General features: G+C 62.4%; 5 protein-coding genes. 1 reads left to right on the top strand and 4 read right to left on the bottom strand.

Annotated elements, in window-relative coordinates:
• Window positions 1-63 precede the first annotated feature (63 nt).
• The 3 genes from AADZ55_RS04175 to AADZ55_RS04165 all read right to left on the bottom strand — a co-directional run bounded on the left by AADZ55_RS04175 (window position 64) and on the right by AADZ55_RS04165 (window position 3,893).
• Window positions 64-1,086: an IS30 family transposase gene (locus AADZ55_RS04175; RefSeq protein WP_423202386.1), complete on the bottom strand. Its 1,023-nt coding sequence runs from the start codon at window positions 1,084-1,086 to the stop codon at window positions 64-66.
• 276 nt (window positions 1,087-1,362) lie between these two features.
• Window positions 1,363-2,178 carry a phthiotriol/phenolphthiotriol dimycocerosates methyltransferase gene (locus AADZ55_RS04170; protein ID WP_085322999.1) on the bottom strand — a complete coding sequence of 272 codons (816 nt, stop codon included), beginning with the start codon at window positions 2,176-2,178 and terminating at the stop codon, window positions 1,363-1,365.
• A gap of 524 nt (window positions 2,179-2,702) precedes the next feature.
• Entirely contained in the window at window positions 2,703-3,893 is a 1,191-nt protein-coding gene (locus tag AADZ55_RS04165) for an IS481 family transposase (RefSeq protein ID WP_341286227.1), read from the bottom strand.
• 96 nt (window positions 3,894-3,989) lie between these two features.
• Between AADZ55_RS04165 and AADZ55_RS04160 the strand changes: the two genes are divergently transcribed.
• A complete protein-coding gene (locus AADZ55_RS04160) occupies window positions 3,990-4,364 on the top strand; it encodes a transposase family protein (protein ID WP_085327640.1) in 375 nt (124 codons plus the stop codon).
• Here the strand turns inward: AADZ55_RS04160 and AADZ55_RS04155 are convergent.
• A complete protein-coding gene (locus tag AADZ55_RS04155) occupies window positions 4,332-26,138 on the bottom strand; it encodes an amino acid adenylation domain-containing protein (RefSeq protein ID WP_341286299.1) in 21,807 nt (7,268 codons plus the stop codon). The genes AADZ55_RS04160 and AADZ55_RS04155 overlap by 33 nt on opposite strands.
• Window positions 26,139-26,155 lie beyond the last annotated feature (17 nt).

Below are 26,155 nucleotides of genomic sequence, written 5' to 3'. Positions count from 1 at the left end.
TGCTCCACAGCATCAAGCGCCCGCTAGGTGTCAGCGATGTCTCGCAACAAAAACCGTCAGCGATCACAAGATAGACAACAGTTGCCAGGGTGATCGGGAGTCGCAGAAGTAGACGGGAGCGCCGAGTTTGTCGGTGGTGGCGAGGTGTCGCGCCATCTCGGTGCCCTGGTCCCAGGTGATTGATCGCATCAGCGCCAATGGCAGATCCTGCATGCGGGCTACCGGGGCGGCGTGCAGGGAGTCGGAGTCCGCGCGGGGCAAATGCACCAGCCGCAGCATCCGAGTCTGACGTTCGACCAAAGTGCCGATTGCCGAGAGGTGGTTGTTGCCGATGATGAGGTCGCCCTCCCAGTGACCGGCTTGCGACCGGTCGATTGGCGGGAAGGGCCGGTCGTGGATGGTCAACATCGGCTGCTGGAACCGCGGACGCCGGCGCTGCTGGAACCGCGGACGCCGGCGCTGCTGGCACTGGTGGGCTCGGCGGCGATCCCGACCGGTTCGCAGTGGCGAACGTCGATGTGGGGCTAACCGCGAGGGTCGCAGGAAGCGCGAATTCGGTTGGTACACAGCCTGATAAATACTCTCATGGCATAACCGCATCGATGGATCATCAGAAAAACGCAGGCGCAGATGACGGCTGATCTGCTGGGGGCTCCACCGCTGACCAAGCAGCTCGGTGATCACACCGCTGAGATGATCGTTGGTGTCGACACGACGTCGGTGATGACGTGCTCGTCGAGCAGTGGCGAGCCGATGGGCGTCGAAGGGCTGATAGCCGCGGCCAGCCCGAGCGTTGCGCCGTAGCTCCCGCGAAATCGTCGACGGTGATCGACCAAGCCGGTCGGCGATCGTCCGAATGCTCAGCCCTAAGCGACGCAGATCGGCTATCTCGATACGCTCGTCCTGGGACAGGAAACGTGTGCTGATTTGGCGGACGGCTAGTCGATCCAGGGGTGGGATGAACCCGACCTCGACGCCGTTGCGGTAGGTCTTGTAGCCGCGCGTCCAGTTCGTCGCCGCCGACCGGGACACACCGACTTCGCGGGCCGCGGCGCGCACACTCCACCCGCGAACCCGCAACTCCATGAACCGCTCACGTTTGGCCGACAGCGGGCGACGCCCCGGCCTCTTCTTCACCCGACGCGACGATGCCAACACAGCCTCCAGAATCTAGAGAAGTGTTGCGACCACGCCTAGAAACCACCCAACTGAAAATTGACCAGCTTCCTGGAGAGTCTTGGCTATGGGCCAAGGAGGAAGCGGGTGTTGGGCGTGGAGGACTGGGCAGAGATTCGGCGGTCAACTTGCCGGAGAAGCCGGTGGCGCCGTTACGACATTGTCGAACTCGTGCCCCAGCTGGGCTCATCGGGACGCCGCGAAATCCTTGGTGAAGCAGTACAGCCGGTACGACAGCTCCCCGCCTTCCAGGTAGCGGGACAGCTGCGCGCCTACCGCGCGGTCCGCGAAACGCAGGAAGGCTGGCAGATGGCGATCGACCAGCACCCGTGACGTGTGTGAATTCTTCTCGATACCGCGCACCACCTCGACATTGATTTCCCGCTGCGAGAGTTGCCGCAGCGGGCTGTCGGCCAGGTCAGCCTCCCATCCGGCGATCTCATTGCTGGGGCGCACATCGGTGTACAGGAAGTATCCTCCCGGGCGCAGGACGCGCACTACCTCGGCGAGGAAACGAGGAAAGTACGGGTAGCAGTGCGAGGCTTCGACGTTGAGTACCACGTCGAAGGATTCGTCCTCGAAGGGCAGGTTTTCGGCGTCGCCCCGCACAAAATCCAAACCAGGCAGGTTGTGTCGTTTCTGACACAACTTGATGCCGGCCCGGTTCAAGTCCAACCCCGTGTAGGAGGCCGGGTGCAGGGTGCGCGTGAGATAGGAGGCTCCGCCGCCGTGGCCGCAACTGACCTCCAGCACCCGCTTGCCGCTCAGATCCACCTGGGTCGCCGTGCGGTGATACATGTTGATGTGAGCTCGGTTGGGCTCGTCGGATGCCTCCAGCGTCAGGGCCATCGGCGGATCTTCCTCATAGGCCCAGTTGAGGAACGCAATTTTGTCGGCACCGAGCCCGCGTGTCATCAGCGGGTACCAGTACCGCCAAACTCTCTTGTAGATCGAGGTGCTCCCCACGCGGGCGAGGAGGCGGTGGGCGGGACTGAAGGCCATGGGCAGAGAGTATGGCAGACACCAGACATGAAACTGAGATTCACCCCGTGCGGTGAACATCGAGATAGCGGGATCATGGGTTCAGCTGGAAGGATGTCGTCGTGTCCCGTATCCACCGGTCTTTTACTACTGAGTACAAGGTTTGAGGCTGCCCATCGGGTGATCGACTCCGGTCGCTCGATAGCTGAGGTGACCCGTGAGCTCGCTCTCAACGAAGCCTTTGCTGGGCCGTTGGGTCGGCGAGGAGCGTCGCCGTATGCAGGCGGCAGCGGCGCGCAACGATAGGAGCCGCTAGCAGCCACCGAGCGCGCCGAGTGGCGCGGTTGCGCAGACAGGTGGCCGAGCAGGAAAAGGACATCGCGTTCCTAATTTGAGAGGCTCTACTGCCATGAATGTGGGTCGGGTGGGGTGTGCTATGTCTCGGGTGGCGTAGCGGTCTGGGCGTCCGGGTAGCCCATAGGTTCGAAAGCTCCTACACCTCGTACTGTGATGTCTCAAGACATCGGAATAGGTCCGAACCTGCGTTAGGGTCGGGCCTTCTTCCGTTTGGGGCCTTTGGGGGCACCGGTGGGTTGGTAGTCCTTGGTGGGGTCCAGTGTTAGCTCGCGCAGCAGCTCGCCGGTGGCGGCGTTGATGATGCGGACGTGTAGGTCCTGGACGAGGATCAGCACGCGGGTGCCGGTGTAGGTTCGCCCCACGCCGAGGTGGTGCAGCCGGCCGGCGACGCGCAAGGTGATGCCGCCGGCTTGGTCGATGCGGTCGGTGCGGACCCGGTTGTGGGTGTCGGTGCGGGTTGCTGGATCGGCTTTGGGTCGGGCGGTGTAGGCGGTGGCGGGGGTGGTCCGATGGGGTAGGGAGCGGTGGGGGCGGCGATGGTTGTAGACCTCGACGAAGGCGTCGAGCTGGGGCTGCAGGTCGGCGATGGTGTCGGCTTTGGGTTGTTTGGTCAGGAACCGTTTGAGGGTTTGGTGGAAGCGTTCCACCTTGCCGCAGGTGGTGGGGTGGTTGGGGGTGGAGTTGATTTGGGTGATTCCGAGGCGGCGGAGTTCATTTTCTAAGCCGTTGCGTCCGCCTTTGCCGCCGGAGAGGCGGGTGGTGAAGACCATGCCGTTGTCGGTCAATGTGGAGGCCGGGATGCCGTGGGCGGCACAGGCTTTGCGGAACTCGGAGAGCACGATGGGGCCGGTGACGCGGCGGTGGGCGGTCACCGACAGGGCGTAGCGGGCGTGGTCATCGAGCCAGTTGAGGATCTCCACGTGGGTGCGATCGGCCAGCCACCAGTGGGTGAAGTCGGCCTGCCAGCGTTCGTTGGGCTGCTCGGCGGCAAACCGGATGTAGGAGGACTTGGGCCGCCGTTGTGGTGTGGGGGTGATCAGCCCGGCTGCGCGCAGATGCCGGTGGATGCTGGGCACCGACACGATCAGTCCGTGATGATGTTGCAGGTGCCAGGCGATGGTGTGCGGGCCATGGTCGAGCCCTTTGCTGGACAGGTCCTGGCGGAGTTTGATGATCAGGTCGATGGTCTGCTGGGGCAGCCGGGCCGGGCTGGTATGCGGCCGGCGCGAGCGGGGTTGGAAGGCGGCCTCGCCCTCCTGCTGGTAGCGGGACACCAGACGCGAGATCCAGCCCTGCGAAACCCCGTATTCGCGGGCCACCTCCGATTGGCTGCGGCCCTCGACGATGACAGCGGTGATGACTAAGCGAGCCTTCGACACCAGCTGACGCTGGGCCGCTCAACCTATTCCGATGTCTTGCGACACGCTATTCGTATGTCTTGAAACCAGACACTCCTACACCTCGTACCAAGGAGGGTGCCCGTACGCGCGACCACCTTACTCAACCGTGTCCTGGGCCTGCCGAAGACCACGGTCCGCGGCGTCGACTTCGTCGAGGAGGCAACGGTGTGGGTGCGCCCGCAACAGCGGGTGATGTCTTGTCCGCATTGCGGTTTCCGTACCCGGCACCGCTACGACACACGGGTAGTGGATTCGGCGTGGCGGCACCTGGAACTGGGTGGGCGGGTAGGTGTGCTCAAGCTGCAGCGACGCCGGTTGCGCTGCCCCGAGCAATCAGATCCGGCTACGCCGGATCGCTTCGCCCTGCATGGTCACCATCGATTCACGTACCAGCCACTTTTTTTCGTGACGACACAGTCATGGCGACGGTTCTATCGGATTCATGCTTAGCATGTGATCTAGAACCCGGCCGATCGCAGCCATTGGCTCGGGTAGATCCATGCTGGCATGTTCGCCTTCAATGTAGTGTGCAGAAACAGTGCCCTTCAAGTGCGGTGCCCATTCCGCCAGATATTGCTCCCTCGACCACTGCTCGCCGATCGTGGGTATTAACAATACAGCACGACCTTCATAAATTGGCGATACAAAATCGTTCAATATTTCAATTGTATTTCTTGTCATCGCGGCAACGGTTTCCGCGAATGATTCATATTCGGGGCTATTGATCGAAATATTTTCATCACGCTCTTTGGTCCAGGCCTTCAGTGCACTGTGAAAATCACTTTCAGAGGCGACCTCAGGTAGCGCTACCCGGGTATTCTCACTTGCCGGAGCACAGGCGATCAGTGCCAACAGTGCGACTTCATGTCCGCGGTTCTCCAGCTCTGCCGCTATTGCGTGGGCCACGACCCCCCCAAAGGACCAACCCAATAGGAAGAACGGACCCTCTTTCTGGATATCTAATATTCGCTCAAGATAGTAATTCACCATGGTGCGCACTGATGCGATGAACGGTGCCGTGTGATAGAAATTCCATGCCTGAAGTCCGTAGATCGGCCGGTCATGGACATGATCGAGGAGCCCACGATAAGGCCAACTCAGTCCGAGTGCCGGAGAGGGGCACCATATTGGCGGTTTAGTTCCGCTTAGACGAATGGGTAATACCATCGCAAAGGGGTCCACAGATTCGGATTCGCATCCTTGGGAGAGCCATTCAGCTAGCTCAGCGACGGTAGGAGCGTTAAACACCGCCCGGATAGGGACCTCAACGTCTAACTCGGCGCGGATCCGCGCCACCAACCGCGTCACCGACAGTGAATGTCCACCCAGATCGAAGAACTTGTCATCAATGCCGACCTGAGCGACCCCCAAGACCTCAGCGAACAACTTCGCCAACACCGCTTCACGCTCATCACGGGGCCCCCGATAGGTCGTGGTGCCGCTGAACTGCGGGGCCGGCAACCCCCGCCGATCCAGTTTCCCGTTCGCGGTCAACGGCAACCCCTCCACCACCATGACCACCGCCGGCACCATGTACTCGGGCAACCGCTCCCCCACCCACCGACGCACCTCCACAGCCAACTCGATCGCCGAGGGGTCATTGACGTAACCGGCTAAAGACCCGATCGGCGCGCCGGGCAGATACAGATCCGACAGTGCTGAGGATGGTTGAGCATCCAGTGAATCGGTGAGCAACAGGTCCATCAGGCCAGGGGTCGAAGACCAGGTGATGGCCACGGTGTATCCGGTTTCCTGCCCAAGCTGGTGGACCTGGTGTGGTAACACCGCATCAGGTCCGGATGGCTCGGCGGGTATCTGGCTGACCGGTACCCGGTCGCCGGCCTCGGCCAGCGCCTGCGCCATCGCCACATCCGGCCAAACCGCCCCATGGGGTATCCCGGTGACCCGCAACCCCGCCGGACGCTGCTCGCGCAGATACTCACCCACCACGGTCAGGCTTTCGAATCGCTGCCACGGCTGGATCGGTAGGTCGGCCAAAGACCGAACCGGTACCGGCCCTTTACGCAGCACCACCTCATAGCGGTAACAGCTGAGCTCGTTGACCGCCCGCATCTGCTTAAGCTGTACCTCCACGGCGGCGATGTCAGGCAGGTACTGCGGCAAGGCGGTAAAGAATTCCGGCGCCAACAACAGTTCTTGCTCAGCAAGCATTTCCCTGCGCACCCGCTCACGCATGACCGCGGCAGCGTCCTTGGCCCCGGCGGTGTCGGTGCACAGCACCTTGGTGGTAAACGCCGTCAACAACGCCAGATTGCGCACATCGCCGATAAACAACGCCCCGCCCGGCGCCAGCAGCCGCATCGCCACGGCCAGCACATCAAGCAGATACCCCGCGCTGGGGAAGTACTGGATCACCGAGTTAAGCACCACCACATCGAAATGACCCGCCGGCAACCCCTCGGCCCTATCCGCCGGCTGCACGTGTAACCGCACCCGATCACCCCATGGCTGCGATGCCACCGCCGCCCGCAGCATCTGAATCGTTGGCGCAGAAAAGTCGGTACCCCAATACTCGACACAGTCGGGGGCAAGCTGGGTAAGCAACAACCCCGTACCCACTCCGATCTCCAAAACCCGCGCTGGACTCAACCCCTGAATCCGCTCCACAGCGGCCGCGCGCCATTCACGCATCTGTTCCAGCGGGATCGGCGCCCCGGTATAACTGCTGTTCCAGCTCCGGAAATCCTCCCCCAACACCTCCGACACCTCCGACGTTAACCCCGAATACACGCCGCCCCACACCTGTCCCCACTGCCCCACCAGCCCGGCTTCTTGCGGTGCCTCGCGCGCCAGCGTCGCCTCCCGATCGGGCACGACATAGCCCACCAACTGCTTCTCGCTGACGTCGTCGAGACCACTCGCGATGGTGTGGGTGCTGACTACTGCCTGGGCCACCCGCGGATGAGCCGCTAGCACAGCTTCGATTTCACCTGGTTCAATCCGGAACCCGCGGATCTTGACCTGGTCATCGGCGCGGCCCACAAACTCCAACTGCCCCGCCGCCGTCCAACGCACCAAATCCCCGCTGCGATACATCCGTGATCCAGCCGGCCCGAACGGACACGCCACAAACCGCTGCGCCGTCAACCCCGCCCGACCCCGATACCCCCGCGCTAGCTGCGCACCGGCGATATACGCTTCACCAGCCACCCCCACCGGCACCGGACACAACCCCGCATCCAATACAAACACCTGACAGTTCCACTGCGGAGTACCGATCGGCACATTGTCAACATCAGAGGGGCCGGTCCTCCAGGTGGTGGTTGTCACCGCCTCGGTTGGCCCGTAGGCATTGTGCAGTGCTGCATCGCATACGGTGGTGAATGCTTGTGCTGTTGTTGGTGGTAGCGCTTCGCCGATCACGAACACATCGCGCAGTGATGCCAACGCATCGTGGGGTGCTGAGGCGCAAAACACTGACAGCATTGATGGCACGAAGTCGGTCAGCGTGACCCCGCGCGAATGTATCGTTTTTGCTAAATATTGAGGGTTCCCCTGCTCATTCGGGGCGGCCAGCATGATTTGGGCACCCGAGATCAGTGGCACAAAATAACCCCACAGCGACACGTCGAACGTCGCGGCTGTTTTCTGCAGATACACATCGTTGGGTCCGACTGCGTACTGGGTACGCATCCACAGCACGTGATTGACGATCGCGGCGTGGCTCACAGCCACACCCTTGGGCTGGCCCGTGGAGCCCGACGTGAACATCACATAAGCGATATTGTCCGGACACAATGGCCTCACACGATCGACATCGGTGATCGGATCGGCCGAAAACCCGGAAACATCAACATGATCGACGTCAACAACACGCACACCGGCCGCCTCGTCAAAACCATCACCGGAGGTGGTCAGCACACACACCGGATCAGCAGTCTTCATCACATACCCGTTGCGTTGGCTGGGATGGTTCGGGTCGATCGGCACAAACGCCGCACCGGCCTGCACGACCGCATACATCCCCACCACCAACTCAATGCTGCGAGACATCGCCAACCCCACCACTGACTCCGGTCCCACACCGGCAGCGATAAGGAACCTGGCCAAACGGTTAACCCGCGCGGCGAACTCCCGGTAGGTCAGCGTCTGGTGGTCGTCTTGGACCGCGGGCGACTCGGGGGTGCGAGCAACCTGGGCGGCAAACAGCTCCGGAATGGTGGTTTCGGGTACTGGTGTGGCGGTGTCATTGCGTTCAACGAGTAGTTGTTGGCGTTCGGCGGGGTCGATGATCTCGATCAGATCGATCCGTTGTTGGGGGTCGGTAGTGACTATGTCGAGGATGTGGAGGTAGTAGGTGGCGAACTTTTCGATGGTGTCGCGGTCGAATAGGTCGGTGGCGTATTCGATGGTCCCGGTTAGTGGTTGGGGATCCGCGGTGGTTGAGGGCGTATCGATCAGGTCGATGAATAGGTCGAATTTGGCGGTGTGGGTGGGTGCGGACAGTATTTCGATGTCCAGCCCGGGGAACTCGATGGCGGGAAGGGGGTTGTTTTGCAACGCCAACGACACCTGGAACAGGGGGTTGTGCGCGGTGGAACGGATCGGGTTGAGTAGTTCCACCAGCCGCTCAAACGGGGCGTCTTGGTTCTCGTAGGCGGCCAACGCTTTAGCGCGGACCTGCTCAAGCAACTCACCAAAACACGGATTACCCGAGGTGTCGACCCGCAACACCCAGGTGTTGACGAAAAACCCGATCAGATCACTTAACGTGTCATCGGTGCGTCCGGCGATCGGCCCCCCGATCGTCAAGTCATCACCGGCGCCGAGTTTATGCAGCAACACCATCAACCCGGCCTGCAACACCATCGACGGGGTCGTGCCGGTCTGGCGGGCGTGCGCCTCGATACGTGCCCGCAGTTCTGCGTCGATGCTCAACCCCAGCTGTGCGCCGCGGAATGATTGCTGTGGGGGGCGGGGCCGATCCAACGGCAACACAATGTGTTCAGGCACCCCATCCAGCTCGGCCCGCCAATAGTCGAATTGTTGCGATAAGACGCTGTCGGGATCGTCCTCGCTGCCCAGGACTTCGTGTTGCCACAGGGTGTAATCGGCGTACTGCACCGCCAGCGGCGCCCAACCCGGGGCCTGCCCGGCAAGCCGCGCCGCATAGGCGGTGGCCACATCCCGGGCTAACGGCACCAACGAGGCCCCATCGGCGGCGATGTGATGAACCACCACCACCAAAACCTGCTCAGTGGCCGACACCGCCAACAGGTGCGCCCGGATCGGGATCTGGGTGGCCAAATCAAACCGATACCCCACAGCCTCGACCACCGCCGCAGCCAACCCCTCAACGGCCACCTCGGTCACCAGCACCGGTGTGTCTATCTCCTCGACAGCCAGGATCTGTTGGTGCGGGACACCGTCGGTCTCACCAAACAGGGTGCGCAGACTCTCATGGCGGCCGATCACGTCAACAATCGCCGCGCGCAATGCCGCGTGATCCACCGCGCCGGTCAACCGCAGCGCCAACGGAATGTTGTAGGTCGCCGACGGACCCTCGTATTTGTGGAGGAACCACAACCGGGCCTGGGCGTAGGACAACGGCAACCGCGCCGGACGCGGCCGCGGCGTCAACGCCGCCCGCACCCGCTGGCCGGCATGCACCGAAAGCCATTGGGCTAACTCAGCAACGGTAGGAGCATCAAACACCGCCCGGATAGGGACCTCAACGTCTAACTCGGCGCGGATCCGGGCCACCAACCGCGTCACCGACAGTGAATGTCCACCCAGATCGAAGAACTTGTCATCAATGCCGACCTGAGCGACCCCCAAGACCTCAGCGAACAACTTCGCCAACACCGCTTCACGCTCATCACGCGGCCCCCGATAGGTCGTGGTGCCGCTGAACTGCGGGGCCGGCAACCCCCGCCGATCCAGTTTCCCGTTCGCGGTCAACGGCAACGCCGGTATCACCATGACCACCGCCGGCACCATGTACTCGGGCAACCGCTCCCCCACCCACCGACGCACCTCCACAGCCAACTCGATCGCCGAGGGGTCATTGACGTAACCGGCTAAAGACCCGATCGGCGCGCCGGGCAGATACAGATCCGACAGTGCTGAGGATGGTTGAGCATCCAGTGAATCGGTGAGCAACAGGTCCATCAGGCCAGGGGTCGAAGACCAGGTGATGGCCACGGTGTATCCGGTTTCCTGCCCAAGCTGGTGGACCTGGTGTGGTAACACCGCATCAGGTCCGGATGGCTCGGCGGGTATCTGGCTGACCGGTACCCGGTCGCCGGCCTCGGCCAGCGCCTGCGCCATCGCCACATCCGGCCAAACCGCCCCATGGGGTATCCCGGTGACCCGCAACCCCGCCGGACGCTGCTCGCGCAGATACTCACCCACCACGGTCAGGCTTTCGAATCGCTGCCACGGCTGGATCGGTAGGTCGGCCAAAGACCGAACCGGTACCGGCCCTTTACGCAGCACCACCTCATAGCGGTAACAGCTGAGCTCGTTGACCGCCCGCATCTGCTTAAGCTGTACCTCCACGGCGGCGATGTCAGGCAGGTACTGCGGCAAGGCGGTAAAGAATTCCGGCGCCAACAACAGTTCTTGCTCAGCAAGCATTTCCCTGCGCACCCGCTCACGCATGACCGCGGCAGCGTCCTTGGCCCCGGCGGTGTCGGTGCACAGCACCTTGGTGGTAAACGCCGTCAACAACGCCAGATTGCGCACATCGCCGATAAACAACGCCCCGCCCGGCGCCAGCAGCCGCATCGCCACGGCCAGCACATCAAGCAGATACCCCGCGCTGGGGAAGTACTGGATCACCGAGTTAAGCACCACCACATCGAAATGACCCGCCGGCAACCCCTCGGCCCTATCCGCCGGCTGCACGTGTAACCGCACCCGATCACCCCATGGCTGCGATGCCACCGCCGCCCGCAGCATCTGAATCGTTGGCGCAGAAAAGTCGGTACCCCAATACTCGACACAGTCGGGGGCAAGCTGGGTAAGCAACAACCCCGTACCCACTCCGATCTCCAAAACCCGCGCTGGACTCAACCCCTGAATCCGCTCCACAGCGGCCGCGCGCCATTCACGCATCTGTTCCAGCGGGATCGGCGCCCCGGTATAACTGCTGTTCCAGCCCCGGAAATCCTCCCCCAACACCTCCGACACCTGCGACGTTAACCCCGAATACACGCCGTCATACACCCGCTCCCACTGCCCCACCAGCCCGGCTTCTCGCGCCGCATCACGCGCCAGCATCGCCTCCCGATCGGGCACGACATAGCCCACCAACTGCTTCTCGCTGATGCCCCCATCGGTATCGGTGGTGGTGGTATGGGCGCTGACTACTGCCTGGGCCACCCGCGGATGAGCCGCTAGCACAGCTTCGATTTCACCTGGTTCAATCCGGAACCCGCGGATCTTGACCTGGTCATCGGCGCGGCCCACAAACTCCAACTGCCCCGCCGCCGTCCAACGCACCAAATCCCCGCTGCGATACATCCGTGACCCAGCCGGCCCGAACGGACACGCCACAAACCGCTGCGCCGTCAACCCCGCCCGACCCCGATACCCCCGCGCTACCTGCGCACCGGCGACATACAACTCACCAGCCACCCCCACCGGCACCGGACACAACCCCGCATCCAACACAAACACCCCCACAGTGCCCAACGGGCCACCAATCGGGGATACGCCGCTTTCGGCGTCTTCGCTGGTTAGCTCCAGATACGTGGTATGCACGGTAGTTTCGGTGATGCCGTACATGTTGATCAAGGCCGGTGCGTGGTCACCCTGATCGGGATACCAACCCCGTAGCCGAGATGGGTCTAGCGCCTCCCCACCGAAAACCACCATCCGCAATGCGGAATTCTCCGCGCCAGCCGGGTATTCGCGCTCCGCGCGTATCAATTCATAAAATGCCGACGGCGTCTGACTGAGCACCGTGATCCGCTTATCGACCACTAGTTGCCACAGTGCTCGCGGTGCTCGCACCACATCCCACGGCACCGCCACAGCTTGGGCTCCGTGCAGCAGCGCTCCCCACAACTCCCACACAGCGAAATCGAACGCCGGCGAATGACACCACGCCCACACATCGGTATCGGTCAAACCACACCAGCGTTGGAACCCGGCAAACAATGCCACCACGTTGCGATGGGTGATAGCGACGGGCTTAGGGGCCCCGGTGGATCCGGAGGTGTACATGATGTAGGCCAGGTTCTCCGGCCGTGGCCGCGGGCTGTCCTGGTAGCAGTCAGCGGGAGTGGCCTCGATCCCGCCGTGGCCGACCTCGGTGGTGTCAAGGATCAGTAGAGGGATACCCGTATCGGGCAATGTTGGGGCGGTGGGGGTGTCGGTGATCAGTATTTGGGGAGCGGCGTCGGTGAGGATGTAGGCGCTGCGCTCGCTGGGATAGTTCGGGTCGATCGGCAGGTAAGCAGCACCGGTTTTGGCGATCGCCAGCAACGCAACCACCAGCCGAGCCGACCGGGGCAAGGCCACCGCGACAATGGCTTCCGGACCTGCCCCATGAGCCCTCAAACCGCGGGCCAAATCGGTTGCCCGAATATCGAGTTCGCGGTAGGTCAGCGTCTCCTGATCGTCTTGGACCGCGGGCGACTCGGGAATGCGAGCAACCTGGGCGGCAAACAGCTCCGGAATGGTGGTTTCGGGTATCGCGGTAGCGGTGTCATTGCACTCGACCAGCAGCCGTTGACGTTCGACAGGGTCGATGATCTCGATCAGATCGACCCGCTGTTGGGGGTCGGTAGTGACTATGTCGAGGATGTGGAGGTAGTAGGTGGCGAACTTTTCGATGGTGTCGCGGTCGAATAGGTCGGTGGCGTATTCGATGGTCCCGGTTAGTGGTTGGGGATCCGCGGTGGTTGAGGGCGTATCGATCAGGTTGATGAATAGGTCGAATCTGGCGGTGTGGGTGGGTGCGGGCAGTATTTCGATGTCCAGCCCGGGGAACTCGATGGCGGGAAGGGGGTTGTTTTGCAACGCCAACGACACCTGGAACAGGGGGTGGTGCGCGGTGGAACGGATCGGGTTGAGTCGTTCCACCAGCCGCTCAAACGGGGCGTCTTGGTTCTCGTAGGCGGCCAACGCTTTAGCGCGGACCTGCTCAAGCAACTCACCAAAACACGGATTACCCGAGGTGTCGACCCGCAACACCCAGGTGTTGACGAAAAACCCGATCAGATCACTTAACGTGTCATCGGTGCGTCCGGCGATCGGCCCCCCGATCGTCAAGTCATCACCGGCGCCGAGTTTATGCAGCAACACCATCAACCCGGCCTGCAACACCATCGACGTGGTAGCCCCGGTCTGGCGGGCGTGCGCCTCGATACGTGCCCGCAGTTCTGCGTCGATGCTCAACCCCAGCTGTGCGCCGCGGAATGATTGCTGTGGGGGGCGGGGCCGATCCAACGGCAACACAATGTGTTCAGGCACCCCATCCAGCTCGGCCCGCCAATAGTCGAATTGTTGCGATAAGACGCTGTCGGGATCGTCCTCGCTGCCCAGGACTTCGTGTTGCCACAGGGTGTAATCGGCGTACTGCACCGCCAGCGGCGCCCAACCCGGGGCCTGCCCGGCAAGCCGCGCCGCATAGGCGGTGGCCACATCCCGGGCTAACGGCACCAACGAGGCCCCATCGGCGGCGATGTGATGAACCACCACCACCAAAACCTGCTCAGTGGCCGACACCGCCAACAGGTGCGCCCGGATCGGGATCTGGGTGGCCAAATCAAACCGATACCCCACAGCCTCGACCACCGCCGCAGCCAACCCCTCAACGGCCACCTCGGTCACCAGCACCGGTGTGTCTATCTCCTCGACAGCCAGGATCTGTTGGTGCGGGACACCGTCGGTCTCACCAAACAGGGTGCGCAGACTCTCATGGCGGCCGATCACGTCAACAATCGCCGCGCGCAATGCCGCGTGATCCACCGCGCCGGTCAACCGCAGCGCCAACGGAATGTTGTAGGTCGCCGACGGACCCTCGTATTTGTGGAGGAACCACAACCGGGCCTGGGCGTAGGACAACGGCAACCGCGCCGGACGCGGCCGCGGCGTCAACGCCGCCCGCACCCGCTGGCCGGCATGCACCGAAAGCCATTGGGCTAACTCAGCAACGGTAGGAGCATCAAACACCGCCCGGATAGGGACCTCAACGTCTAACTCGGCGCGGATCCGGGCCACCAACCGCGTCACCGACAGTGAATGTCCACCCAGATCGAAGAACTTGTCATCAATGCCGACCTGAGCGACCCCCAAGACCTCAGCGAACAACTTCGCCAACACCGCTTCACGCTCATCACGCGGCCCCCGATAGGTCGTGGTGCCGCTGAACTGCGGGGCCGGCAACCCCCGCCGATCCAGTTTCCCGTTCGCGGTCAACGGCAACCCCTCCACCACCATGACCACCGCCGGCACCATGTACTCGGGCAACCGCTCCCCCACCCACCGACGCACCTCCACAGCCAACTCGGCATGTTCATCGGCTGCGCCGGCAGCTATCTGGATGCGGGCGTCGGTTGCTGGCTCGGGCACGATATAGCCCACCAACTGCTTCTCGCTGATGCCCCCATCGGTATCGGTGGTGGTGGTATGGGCGCTGACTACTGCCTGGGCCACCCGCGGATGAGCCGCTAGCACAGCTTCGATTTCACCTGGTTCAATCCGGAACCCGCGGATCTTGACCTGGTCATCGGCGCGGCCCACAAACTCCAACTGCCCCGCCGCCGTCCAACGCACCAAATCCCCGCTGCGATACATCCGTGACCCAGCCGGCCCGAACGGACACGCCACAAACCGCTGCGCCGTCAACCCCGCCCGACCCCGATACCCCCGCGCTACCTGCGCACCGGCGACATACAACTCACCAGCCACCCCCACCGGCACCGGACACAACCCCGCATCCAACACAAACACCCCCACAGTGCCCAACGGGCCACCAATCGGGGATACGCCGCTTTCGGCGTCTTCGCTGGTTAGCTCCAGATACGTGGTATGCACGGTAGTTTCGGTGATGCCGTACATGTTGATCAAGGCCGGTGCGTGGTCACCCTGATCGGGATACCAACCCCGTAGCCGAGATGGGTCTAGCGCCTCCCCACCGAAAACCACCATCCGCAATGCGGAATTCTCCGCGCCAGCCGGGTATTCGCGCTCCGCGCGTATCAATTCATAAAATGCCGACGGCGTCTGACTGAGCACCGTGATCCGCTTATCGACCACTAGTTGCCACAGTGCTCGCGGTGCTCGCACCACATCCCACGGCACCGCCACAGCTTGGGCTCCGTGCAGCAGCGCTCCCCACAACTCCCACGCCGAGACATCGAACGCCGGCGAATGACACCACGCCCACACATCGGTATCGGTCAAACCACACCAGCGTTGGAACCCGGTAAACAATGCCACCACGTTGCGATGGGTGATAGCGACGGGCTTAGGGGCCCCGGTGGATCCGGAGGTGTACATGATGTAGGCCAGGTTCTCCGGCCGTGGCCGCGGGCTGTCCTGGTAGCAGTCAGCGGGAGTGGCCTCGATCCCGCCGTGGCCGACCTCGGTGGTGTCAAGGATCAGTAGAGGGATACCCGTATCGGGCAATGTTGGGGCGGTGGGGGTGTCGGTGATCAGTATTTGGGGAGCGGCGTCGGTGAGGATGTAGGCGCTGCGCTCGCTGGGATAGTTCGGGTCGATCGGCAGGTAAGCAGCACCGGTTTTGGCGATCGCCAGCAACGCAACCACCAGCCGAGCCGACCGGGGCAAGGCCACCGCGACAATGGCTTCCGGACCTGCCCCATGAGCCCTCAAACCGCGGGCCAAATCGGTTGCCCGAATATCGAGTTCGCGGTAGGTCAGCGTCTCCTGGTCGTCTTGGACCGCGGGCGACTCGGGAATGCGAGCAACCTGGGCGGCAAACAGCTCCGGAATGGTGGTTTCGGGTACTGGTGTGGCGGTGTCATTGCGTTCAACGAGTAGTTGTTGGCGTTCGGCGGGGTCGATGATCTCGATCAGATCGATCCGTTGTTGGGGGTCGGTAGTGACTATGTCGAGGATGTGGAGGTAGTAGGTGGCGAACTTTTCGATGGTGTCGCGGTCGAATAGGTCGGTGGCGTATTCGATGGTCCCGGTTAGTGGTTGGGGGTCTTTGGTGTGTGATGGCAGATCGACCAGGTCGATGGCCAGGTCGAATCTGGCGGTGTGGGTGGGTGCGGGCAGTATTTCGATGTCCAGCCCGGGGAACTCGATGGCGGGAAGGGGGTTGTTTTGCAACGCCAACGACACCTGGAACAGGGGGTTGTGCGCGGTGGAACGGATCGGGTTGAGTAGTTCCACCAGCCGCTCAAACGGGGCGTCTTGGTTCTCGTAGGCGGCCAACGCTTTAGCGCGGACCTGCTCAAGCAACTCACCAAAACACGGATTACCCGAGGTGTCGACCCGCAACACCCAGGTGTTGACGAAAAACCCGATCAGATCACTTAACGTGTCATCGGTGCGTCCGGCGATCGGCCCCCCGATCGTCAAGTCATCACCGGCGCCGAGTTTATGCAGCAACACCATCAACCCGGCCTGCAACACCATCGACGGGGTCGTGCCGGTCTGGCGGGCGTGCGCCTCGATACGTGCCCGCAGTTCTGCGTCGATGCTCAACCCCAGCTGTGCGCCGCGGAATGATTGCTGTGGGGGGCGGGGCCGATCCAACGGCAACACAATGTGTTCAGGCACCCCATCCAGCTCGGCCCGCCAATAGTCGAATTGTTGCGATAAGACGCTGTCGGGATCGTCCTCGCTGCCCAGGACTTCGTGTTGCCACAGGGTGTAATCGGCGTACTGCACCGCCAGCGGCGCCCAACCCGGGGCCTGCCCGGCAAGCCGCGCCGCATAGGCGGTGGCCACATCCCGGGCTAACGGCACCAACGAGGCCCCATCGGCGGCGATGTGATGAACCACCACCACCAAAACCTGCTCAGTGGCCGACACCGCCAACAGGTGCGCCCGGATCGGGATCTGGGTGGCCAAATCAAACCGATACCCCACAGCCTCGACCACCGCCGCAGCCAACCCCTCAACGGCCACCTCGGTCACCAGCACCGGTGTGTCTATCTCCTCGACAGCCAGGATCTGTTGGTGCGGGACACCGTCGGTCTCACCAAACAGGGTGCGCAGACTCTCATGGCGGCCGATCACGTCAACAATCGCCGCGCGCAATGCCGCGTGATCCACCGCGCCGGTCAACCGCAGCGCCAACGGAATGTTGTAGGTCGCCGACGGACCCTCGTATTTGTGGAGGAACCACAACCGGGCCTGGGCGTAGGACAACGGCAACCGCGCCGGACGCGGCCGCGGCGTCAACGCCGCCCGCACCCGCTGGCCGGCATGCACCGAAAGCCATTGGGCTAACTCAGCAACGGTAGGAGCATCAAACACCGCCCGGATAGGGACCTCAACGTCTAACTCGGCGCGGATCCGGGCCACCAACCGCGTCACCGACAGTGAATGTCCACCCAGATCGAAGAACTTGTCATCAATGCCGACCTGAGCGACCCCCAAGACCTCAGCGAACAACTTCGCCAACACCGCTTCACGCTCATCACGCGGCCCCCGATAGGTCGTGGTGCCGCTGAACTGCGGGGCCGGCAACCCCCGCCGATCCAGTTTCCCGTTCGCGGTCAACGGCAACGCCGGTATCACCATGACCACCGCCGGCACCATGTACTCGGGCAACCGCTCCCCCACCCACCGACGCACCTCCACAGCCAACTCGATCGCCGAGGGGTCATTGACGTAACCGGCTAAAGACCCGATCGGCGCGCCGGGCAGATACAGATCCGACAGTGCTGAGGATGGTTGAGCATCCAGTGAATCGGTGAGCAACAGGTCCATCAGGCCAGGGGTCGAAGACCAGGTGATGGCCACGGTGTATCCGGTTTCCTGCCCAAGCTGGTGGACCTGGTGTGGTAACACCGCATCAGGTCCGGATGGCTCGGCGGGTATCTGGCTGACCGGTACCCGGTCGCCGGCCTCGGCCAGCGCCTGCGCCATCGCCACATCCGGCCAAACCGCCCCATGGGGTATCCCGGTGACCCGCAACCCCGCCGGACGCTGCTCGCGCAGATACTCACCCACCACGGTCAGGCTTTCGAATCGCTGCCACGGCTGGATCGGTAGGTCGGCCAAAGACCGAACCGGTACCGGCCCTTTACGCAGCACCACCTCATAGCGGTAACAGCTGAGCTCGTTGACCGCCCGCATCTGCTTAAGCTGTACCTCCACGGCGGCGATGTCAGGCAGGTACTGCGGCAAGGCGGTAAAGAATTCCGGCGCCAACAACAGTTCTTGCTCAGCAAGCATTTCCCTGCGCACCCGCTCACGCATGACCGCGGCAGCGTCCTTGGCCCCGGCGGTGTCGGTGCACAGCACCTTGGTGGTAAACGCCGTCAACAACGCCAGATTGCGCACATCGCCGATAAACAACGCCCCGCCCGGCGCCAGCAGCCGCATCGCCACGGCCAGCACATCAAGCAGATACCCCGCGCTGGGGAAGTACTGGATCACCGAGTTAAGCACCACCACATCGAAATGACCCGCCGGCAACCCCTCGGCCCTATCCGCCGGCTGCACGTGTAACCGCACCCGATCACCCCATGGCTGCGATGCCACCGCCGCCCGCAGCATCTGAATCGTTGGCGCAGAAAAGTCGGTACCCCAATACTCGACACAGTCGGGGGCAAGCTGGGTAAGCAACAACCCCGTACCCACTCCGATCTCCAAAACCCGCGCTGGACTCAACCCCTGAATCCGCTCCACAGCGGCCGCGCGCCATTCACGCATCTGTTCCAGCGGGATCGGCGCCCCGGTATAACTGCTGTTCCAGCCCCGGAAATCCTCCCCCAACACCTCCGACACCTGCGACGTTAACCCCGAATACACGCCGTCATACACCCGCTCCCACTGCCCCACCAGCCCGGCTTCTCGCGCCGCATCACGCGCCAGCATCGCCTCCCGATCGGGCACGACATAGCCCACCAACTGCTTCTCGCTGATGCCCCCATCGGTATCGGTGGTGGTGGTATGGGCGCTGACTACTGCCTGGGCCACCCGCGGATGAGCCGCTAGCACAGCTTCGATTTCACCTGGTTCAATCCGGAACCCGCGGATCTTGACCTGGTCATCGGCGCGGCCCACAAACTCCAACTGCCCCGCCGCCGTCCAACGCACCAAATCCCCGCTGCGATACATCCGTGACCCAGCCGGCCCGAACGGACACGCCACAAACCGCTGCGCCGTCAACCCCGCCCGACCCCGATACCCCCGCGCTACCTGCGCACCGGCGACATACAACTCACCAGCCACCCCCACCGGCACCGGACACAACCCCGCATCCAACACAAACACCCGCACATTACCCAACGGGCCACCAATCGGCACCGACCCGCCATCGAATCCACCCGCGGCAGTAAGCGAATACATCGTCGCGCAAACGGTGACCTCGGTAGGCCCATAGGCGTTGACAATGGTCAGTTGGGGATGGGCGACCAGCACCTTGCCGACTGCCACCGGCGACAGCACATCACCGCCGGTGACTAGGTGATCCATCTGCTCAAGGCAGTCCGGGGTTTCGTCTGCCAACTGATGCAACAACGCGGTCGGCACGAACATAGATGTCACGCCGCGGTCGGCGATGAGCCACCGTAGGGCCGCCACGTCCACCTGGCCCGCCCACACCACCAGGGCATTGCCCCTAAGTAACGCCGACCACACCTCAAGCACTGAAGCGTCAAACCCTGGCGACGCGGCCATCGCTACCCGGCCCTGCGCAGGTCCTTCCAGCCAGCCGCACAACACCGCCATATTGATCACGTTGTGGTGGGTGATAGCGACGGGCTTAGGGGCCCCGGTGGATCCGGAGGTGTACATGATGTAGGCCAGGTTCTCCGGCCGTGGCCGCGGGCTGTCCTGGTAGCAGTCAGCGGGAGTGGCCTCGATCCCGCCGTGGCCGACCTCGGTGGTGTCAAGGATCAGTAGAGGGATACCCGTATCGGGCAATGTTGGGGCGGTGGGGGTGTCGGTGATCAGTATTTGGGGAGCGGCGTCGGTGAGGATGTAGGCGCTGCGCTCGCTGGGATAGTTCGGGTCGATCGGCAGGTAAGCAGCACCGGTTTTGGCGATCGCCAGCAACGCAACCACCAGCCGAGCCGACCGGGGCAAGGCCACCGCGACAATGGCTTCCGGACCTGCCCCATGAGCCCTCAAACCGCGGGCCAAATCGGTTGCCCGAATATCGAGTTCGCGGTAGGTCAGCGTCTCCTGATCGTCTTGGACCGCGGGCGACTCGGGAATGCGAGCAACCTGGGCGGCAAACAGCTCCGGAATGGTGGTTTCGGGTACTGGTGTGGCGGTGTCATTGCGTTCAACGAGTAGTTGTTGGCGTTCGGCGGGGTCGATGATCTCGATCAGATCGATCCGTTGTTGGGGGTCGGTAGTGACTATGTCGAGGATGTGGAGGTAGTAGGTGGCGAACTTTTCGATGGTGTCGCGGTCGAATAGGTCGGTGGCGTATTCGATGGTCCCGGTTAGTGGTTGGGGGTCTTTGGTGTGTGATGGCAGATCGACCAGATTGACAAACAGGTCGAATTTGGCGGTGTGGGTGGGTGCGGGCAGTATTTCGATGTCCAGCCCGGGGAACTCGATGGCGGGAAGGGGGTTGTTTTGCAACGCCAACGACACCTGGAACAGGGGGTTGTGCGCGGTGGAACGGATCGGGTTGAGTAGTTCCACCAGCCGCTCAAACGGGGCGTCTTGGTTCTCGTAGGCGGCCAACGCTTTAGCGCGGACCTGCTCAAGCAACTCACCAAAACACGGATTACCCGAGGTGTCGACCCGCAACACCCAGGTGTTGACGAAAAACCCGATCAGATCACTTAACGTGTCATCGGTGCGTCCGGCGATCGGCCCCCCGATCGTCAAGTCATCACCGGCGCCGAGTTTATGCAGCAACACCATCAACCCGGCCTGCAACACCATCGACGGGGTCGTGCCGGTCTGGCGGGCGTGCGCCTCGATACGTGCCCGCAGTTCTGCGTCGATGCTCAACCCCAGCTGTGCGCCGCGGAATGATTGCTGTGGGGGGCGGGGCCGATCCAACGGCAACACAATGTGTTCAGGCACCCCATCCAGCTCGGCCCGCCAATAGTCGAATTGTTGCGATAAGACGCTGTCGGGATCGTCCTCGCTGCCCAGGACTTCGTGTTGCCACAGGGTGTAATCGGCGTACTGCACCGCCAGCGGCGCCCAACCCGGGGCCTGCCCGGCAAGCCGCGCCGCATAGGCGGTGGCCACATCCCGGGCTAACGGCACCAACGAGGCCCCATCGGCGGCGATGTGATGAACCACCACCACCAAAACCTGCTCAGTGGCCGACACCGCCAACAGGTGCGCCCGGATCGGGATCTGGGTGGCCAAATCAAACCGATACCCCACAGCCTCGACCACCGCCGCAGCCAACCCCTCAACGGCCACCTCGGTCACCAGCACCGGTGTGTCTATCTCCTCGACAGCCAGGATCTGTTGGTGCGGGACACCGTCGGTCTCACCAAACAGGGTGCGCAGACTCTCATGGCGGCCGATCACGTCAACAATCGCCGCGCGCAATGCCGCGTGATCCACCGCGCCGGTCAACCGCAGCGCCAACGGAATGTTGTAGGTCGCCGACGGACCCTCGTATTTGTGGAGGAACCACAACCGGGCCTGGGCGTAGGACAACGGCAACCGCGCCGGACGCGGCCGCGGCGTCAACGCCGCCCGCACCCGCTGGCCGGCATGCACCGAAAGCCATTGGGCTAACTCAGCAACGGTAGGAGCATCAAACACCGCCCGGATAGGGACCTCAACGTCTAACTCGGCGCGGATCCGGGCCACCAACCGCGTCACCGACAGTGAATGTCCACCCAGATCGAAGAACTTGTCATCAATGCCGACCTGAGCGACCCCCAAGACCTCAGCGAACAACTTCGCCAACACCGCTTCACGCTCATCACGCGGCCCCCGATAGGTCGTGGTGCCGCTGAACTGCGGGGCCGGCAACCCCCGCCGATCCAGTTTCCCGTTCGCGGTCAACGGCAACGCCGGTATCACCATGACCACCGCCGGCACCATGTACTCGGGCAACCGCTCCCCCACCCACCGACGCACCTCCACAGCCAACTCGATCGCCGAGGGGTCATTGACGTAACCGGCTAAAGACCCGATCGGCGCGCCGGGCAGATACAGATCCGACAGTGCTGAGGATGGTTGAGCATCCAGTGAATCGGTGAGCAACAGGTCCATCAGGCCAGGGGTCGAAGACCAGGTGATGGCCACGGTGTATCCGGTTTCCTGCCCAAGCTGGTGGACCTGGTGTGGTAACACCGCATCAGGTCCGGATGGCTCGGCGGGTATCTGGCTGACCGGTACCCGGTCGCCGGCCTCGGCCAGCGCCTGCGCCATCGCCACATCCGGCCAAACCGCCCCATGGGGTATCCCGGTGACCCGCAACCCCGCCGGACGCTGCTCGCGCAGATACTCACCCACCACGGTCAGGCTTTCGAATCGCTGCCACGGCTGGATCGGTAGGTCGGCCAAAGACCGAACCGGTACCGGCCCTTTACGCAGCACCACCTCATAGCGGTAACAGCTGAGCTCGTTGACCGCCCGCATCTGCTTAAGCTGTACCTCCACGGCGGCGATGTCAGGCAGGTACTGCGGCAAGGCGGTAAAGAATTCCGGCGCCAACAACAGTTCTTGCTCAGCAAGCATTTCCCTGCGCACCCGCTCACGCATGACCGCGGCAGCGTCCTTGGCCCCGGCGGTGTCGGTGCACAGCACCTTGGTGGTAAACGCCGTCAACAACGCCAGATTGCGCACATCGCCGATAAACAACGCCCCGCCCGGCGCCAGCAGCCGCATCGCCACGGCCAGCACATCAAGCAGATACCCCGCGCTGGGGAAGTACTGGATCACCGAGTTAAGCACCACCACATCGAAATGACCCGCCGGCAACCCCTCGGCCCTATCCGCCGGCTGCACGTGTAACCGCACCCGATCACCCCATGGCTGCGATGCCACCGCCGCCCGCAGCATCTGAATCGTTGGCGCAGAAAAGTCGGTACCCCAATACTCGACACAGTCGGGGGCAAGCTGGGTAAGCAACAACCCCGTACCCACTCCGATCTCCAAAACCCGCGCTGGACTCAACCCCTGAATCCGCTCCACAGCGGCCGCGCGCCATTCACGCATCTGTTCCAGCGGGATCGGCGCCCCGGTATAACTGCTGTTCCAGCCCCGGAAATCCTCCCCCAACACCTCCGACACCTGCGACGTTAACCCCGAATACACGCCGTCATACACCCGCTCCCACTGCCCCACCAGCCCGGCTTCTCGCGCCGCATCACGCGCCAGCATCGCCTCCCGATCGGGCACGACATAGCCCACCAACTGCTTCTCGCTGATGCCCCCATCGGTATCGGTGGTGGTGGTATGGGCGCTGACTACTGCCTGGGCCACCCGCGGATGAGCCGCTAGCACAGCTTCGATTTCACCTGGTTCAATCCGGAACCCGCGGATCTTGACCTGGTCATCGGCGCGGCCCACAAACTCCAACTGCCCCGCCGCCGTCCAACGCACCAAATCCCCGCTGCGATACATCCGTGACCCAGCCGGCCCGAACGGACACGCCACAAACCGCTGCGCCGTCAACCCCGCCCGACCCCGATACCCCCGCGCTACCTGCGCACCGGCGACATACAACTCACCAGCCACCCCCACCGGCACCGGACACAACCCCGCATCCAACACAAACACCCGCACATTACCCAACGGGCCACCAATCGGGGATACGCCGCTTTCGGCGTCTTCGCTGGTTAGCTCCAGATACGTGGTATGCACGGTAGTTTCGGTGATGCCGTACATGTTGATCAAGGCCGGTGCGTGGTCACCCTGATCGGGATACCAACCCCGTAGCCGAGATGGGTCTAGCGCCTCCCCACCGAAAACCACCATCCGCAATGCGGAATTCTCCGCGCCAGCCGGGTATTCGCGCTCCGCGCGTATCAATTCATAAAATGCCGACGGCGTCTGACTGAGCACCGTGATCCGCTTATCGACCACTAGTTGCCACAGTGCTCGCGGTGCTCGCACCACATCCCACGGCACCGCCACAGCTTGGGCTCCGTGCAGCAGCGCTCCCCACAACTCCCACGCCGAGACATCGAACGCCGGCGAATGACACCACGCCCACACATCGGTATCGGTCAAACCACACCAGCGTTGGAACCCGGTAAACAATGCCACCACGTTGCGATGGGTGATAGCGACGGGCTTAGGGGCCCCGGTGGATCCGGAGGTGTACATGATGTAGGCCAGGTTCTCCGGCCGTGGCCGCGGGCTGTCCTGGTAGCAGTCAGCGGGAGTGGCCTCGATCCCGCCGTGGCCGACCTCGGTGGTGTCAAGGATCAGTAGAGGGATACCCGTATCGGGCAATGTTGGGGCGGTGGGGGTGTCGGTGATCAGTATTTGGGGAGCGGCGTCGGTGAGGATGTAGGCGCTGCGCTCGCTGGGATAGTTCGGGTCGATCGGCAGGTAAGCAGCACCGGTTTTGGCGATCGCCAGCAACGCAACCACCAGCCGAGCCGACCGGGGCAAGGCCACCGCGACAATGGCTTCCGGACCTGCCCCATGAGCCCTCAAACCGCGGGCCAAATCGGTTGCCCGAATATCGAGTTCGCGGTAGGTCAGCGTCTCCTGATCGTCTTGGACCGCGGGCGACTCGGGAATGCGAGCAACCTGGGCGGCAAACAGCTCCGGAATGGTGGTTTCGGGTATCGCGGTAGCGGTGTCATTGCACTCGACCAGCAGCCGTTGACGTTCAACAGGGTCGATGATCTCGATCAGATCGACCCGCTGTTGCGGTTCGGCGCTAACTGCACGCAAAAATGAGACCAAGTGATCCGTGAAACGGATCAGGTCCTCGTCGGCGTACAGAAGTCCATTTCCGTCAATTTGGAGGTAAACACTGCTGGACTCTCCGCTGTCCATTTCGCGTGCATCGTAATATATAGAAATTAGTAGATCGTCGCAGGCCCCAAAAGAGGCGTCCCGAAAAGCTGCGTGACTATCAGCAAATTCAAGTGTCTCGGAAAAAAAGGGCAGAACGTTGATAACCGGTCCAAATTGACTTCTTTGCATTTGAAGCCGCCCGGTATCGCGAATTTCCGTTATGGGATAGCGGGAGTGCCTGAGCACTGAGCCCATCTCTCGCCCAAGCGAACTTGCGAAGTTTGAAAATCCGACACCGGATGCGACATTTACTCGCACCGGAACGGTATTTGACAGCAGGCATGGCGTGTTCCGTGCGATACCGAACCTGTTAGCGACCGCCAGTCGAACCGAAAACTCGGACGTTGATGACAATCGGCTAAGGCATCCGGCCGCCGCGGCAATAAAAAATACGGGTAGCGGCGCGCCGACGTCATCAGCGGCAGCCTGCAAGCGCCGCGCATCCTCTCCAGTCAAAATCCTGCTTCGGCGCAGGGTTGCCGCGCGGGGCGAAGTTGGGCGCCGAAGAGCATTCAACGGCTCCGGCCATGCGCGCGTGTAACTAGTCCAAAATTCCTTATCGGAAGTAAATCTTTCAGAGCGTTTATAGCGGGAATCATATTCGGTGACCGCCTCGGGGCTACAATACACAGACCGAGGAATGTCGCCGCCTGATTTCAACGCTGTATATATCTCCGATACGCGCCGTCCGGCAATGAATGTTCCGAATCCATCGCAAACAATATGGTGAACTACCAAAAAGACAAAATGCCGTAGCTCATTTAGCTTAATTAGCCCAGCTCGGCCCGATAGGCCATGACCTAGATCGAAGGATGTTGCTCTTATTTCTGAAATGATGCTGTGAGCAGCGACATCCGGGTCGGAATCATCACTGACGTCGAAGAATTCTGGTTCCCACGATTCCGGGCCACACAATACTTGGTGAAGCCCATCCTGGTCTTCAATAAATCGAACACGCAGCGTCTGCGCCTCACGACAGTGGTGGCGCAATGCTATAGCCATCACATCGTGATCTATTGGACCGGATATCTCGAAGCAGCCAGATACATTATTGGGTAGATCGGGAACCAATTTCTGCGCAAACCATAATGCTTCTTGCGCAGATGAGGCTCTAATTCCACCCGCCGACATCACCACGTTATGCACCA

Source organism: Mycobacterium decipiens (assembly GCF_963853665.1).
GTDB classification, from domain to species: Bacteria; Actinomycetota; Actinomycetes; order Mycobacteriales; family Mycobacteriaceae; genus Mycobacterium; species Mycobacterium decipiens.
The sequence above is the reverse complement of the archived record's forward strand: the minus strand, read 5'-3'. Positions and strand labels throughout refer to the sequence as shown.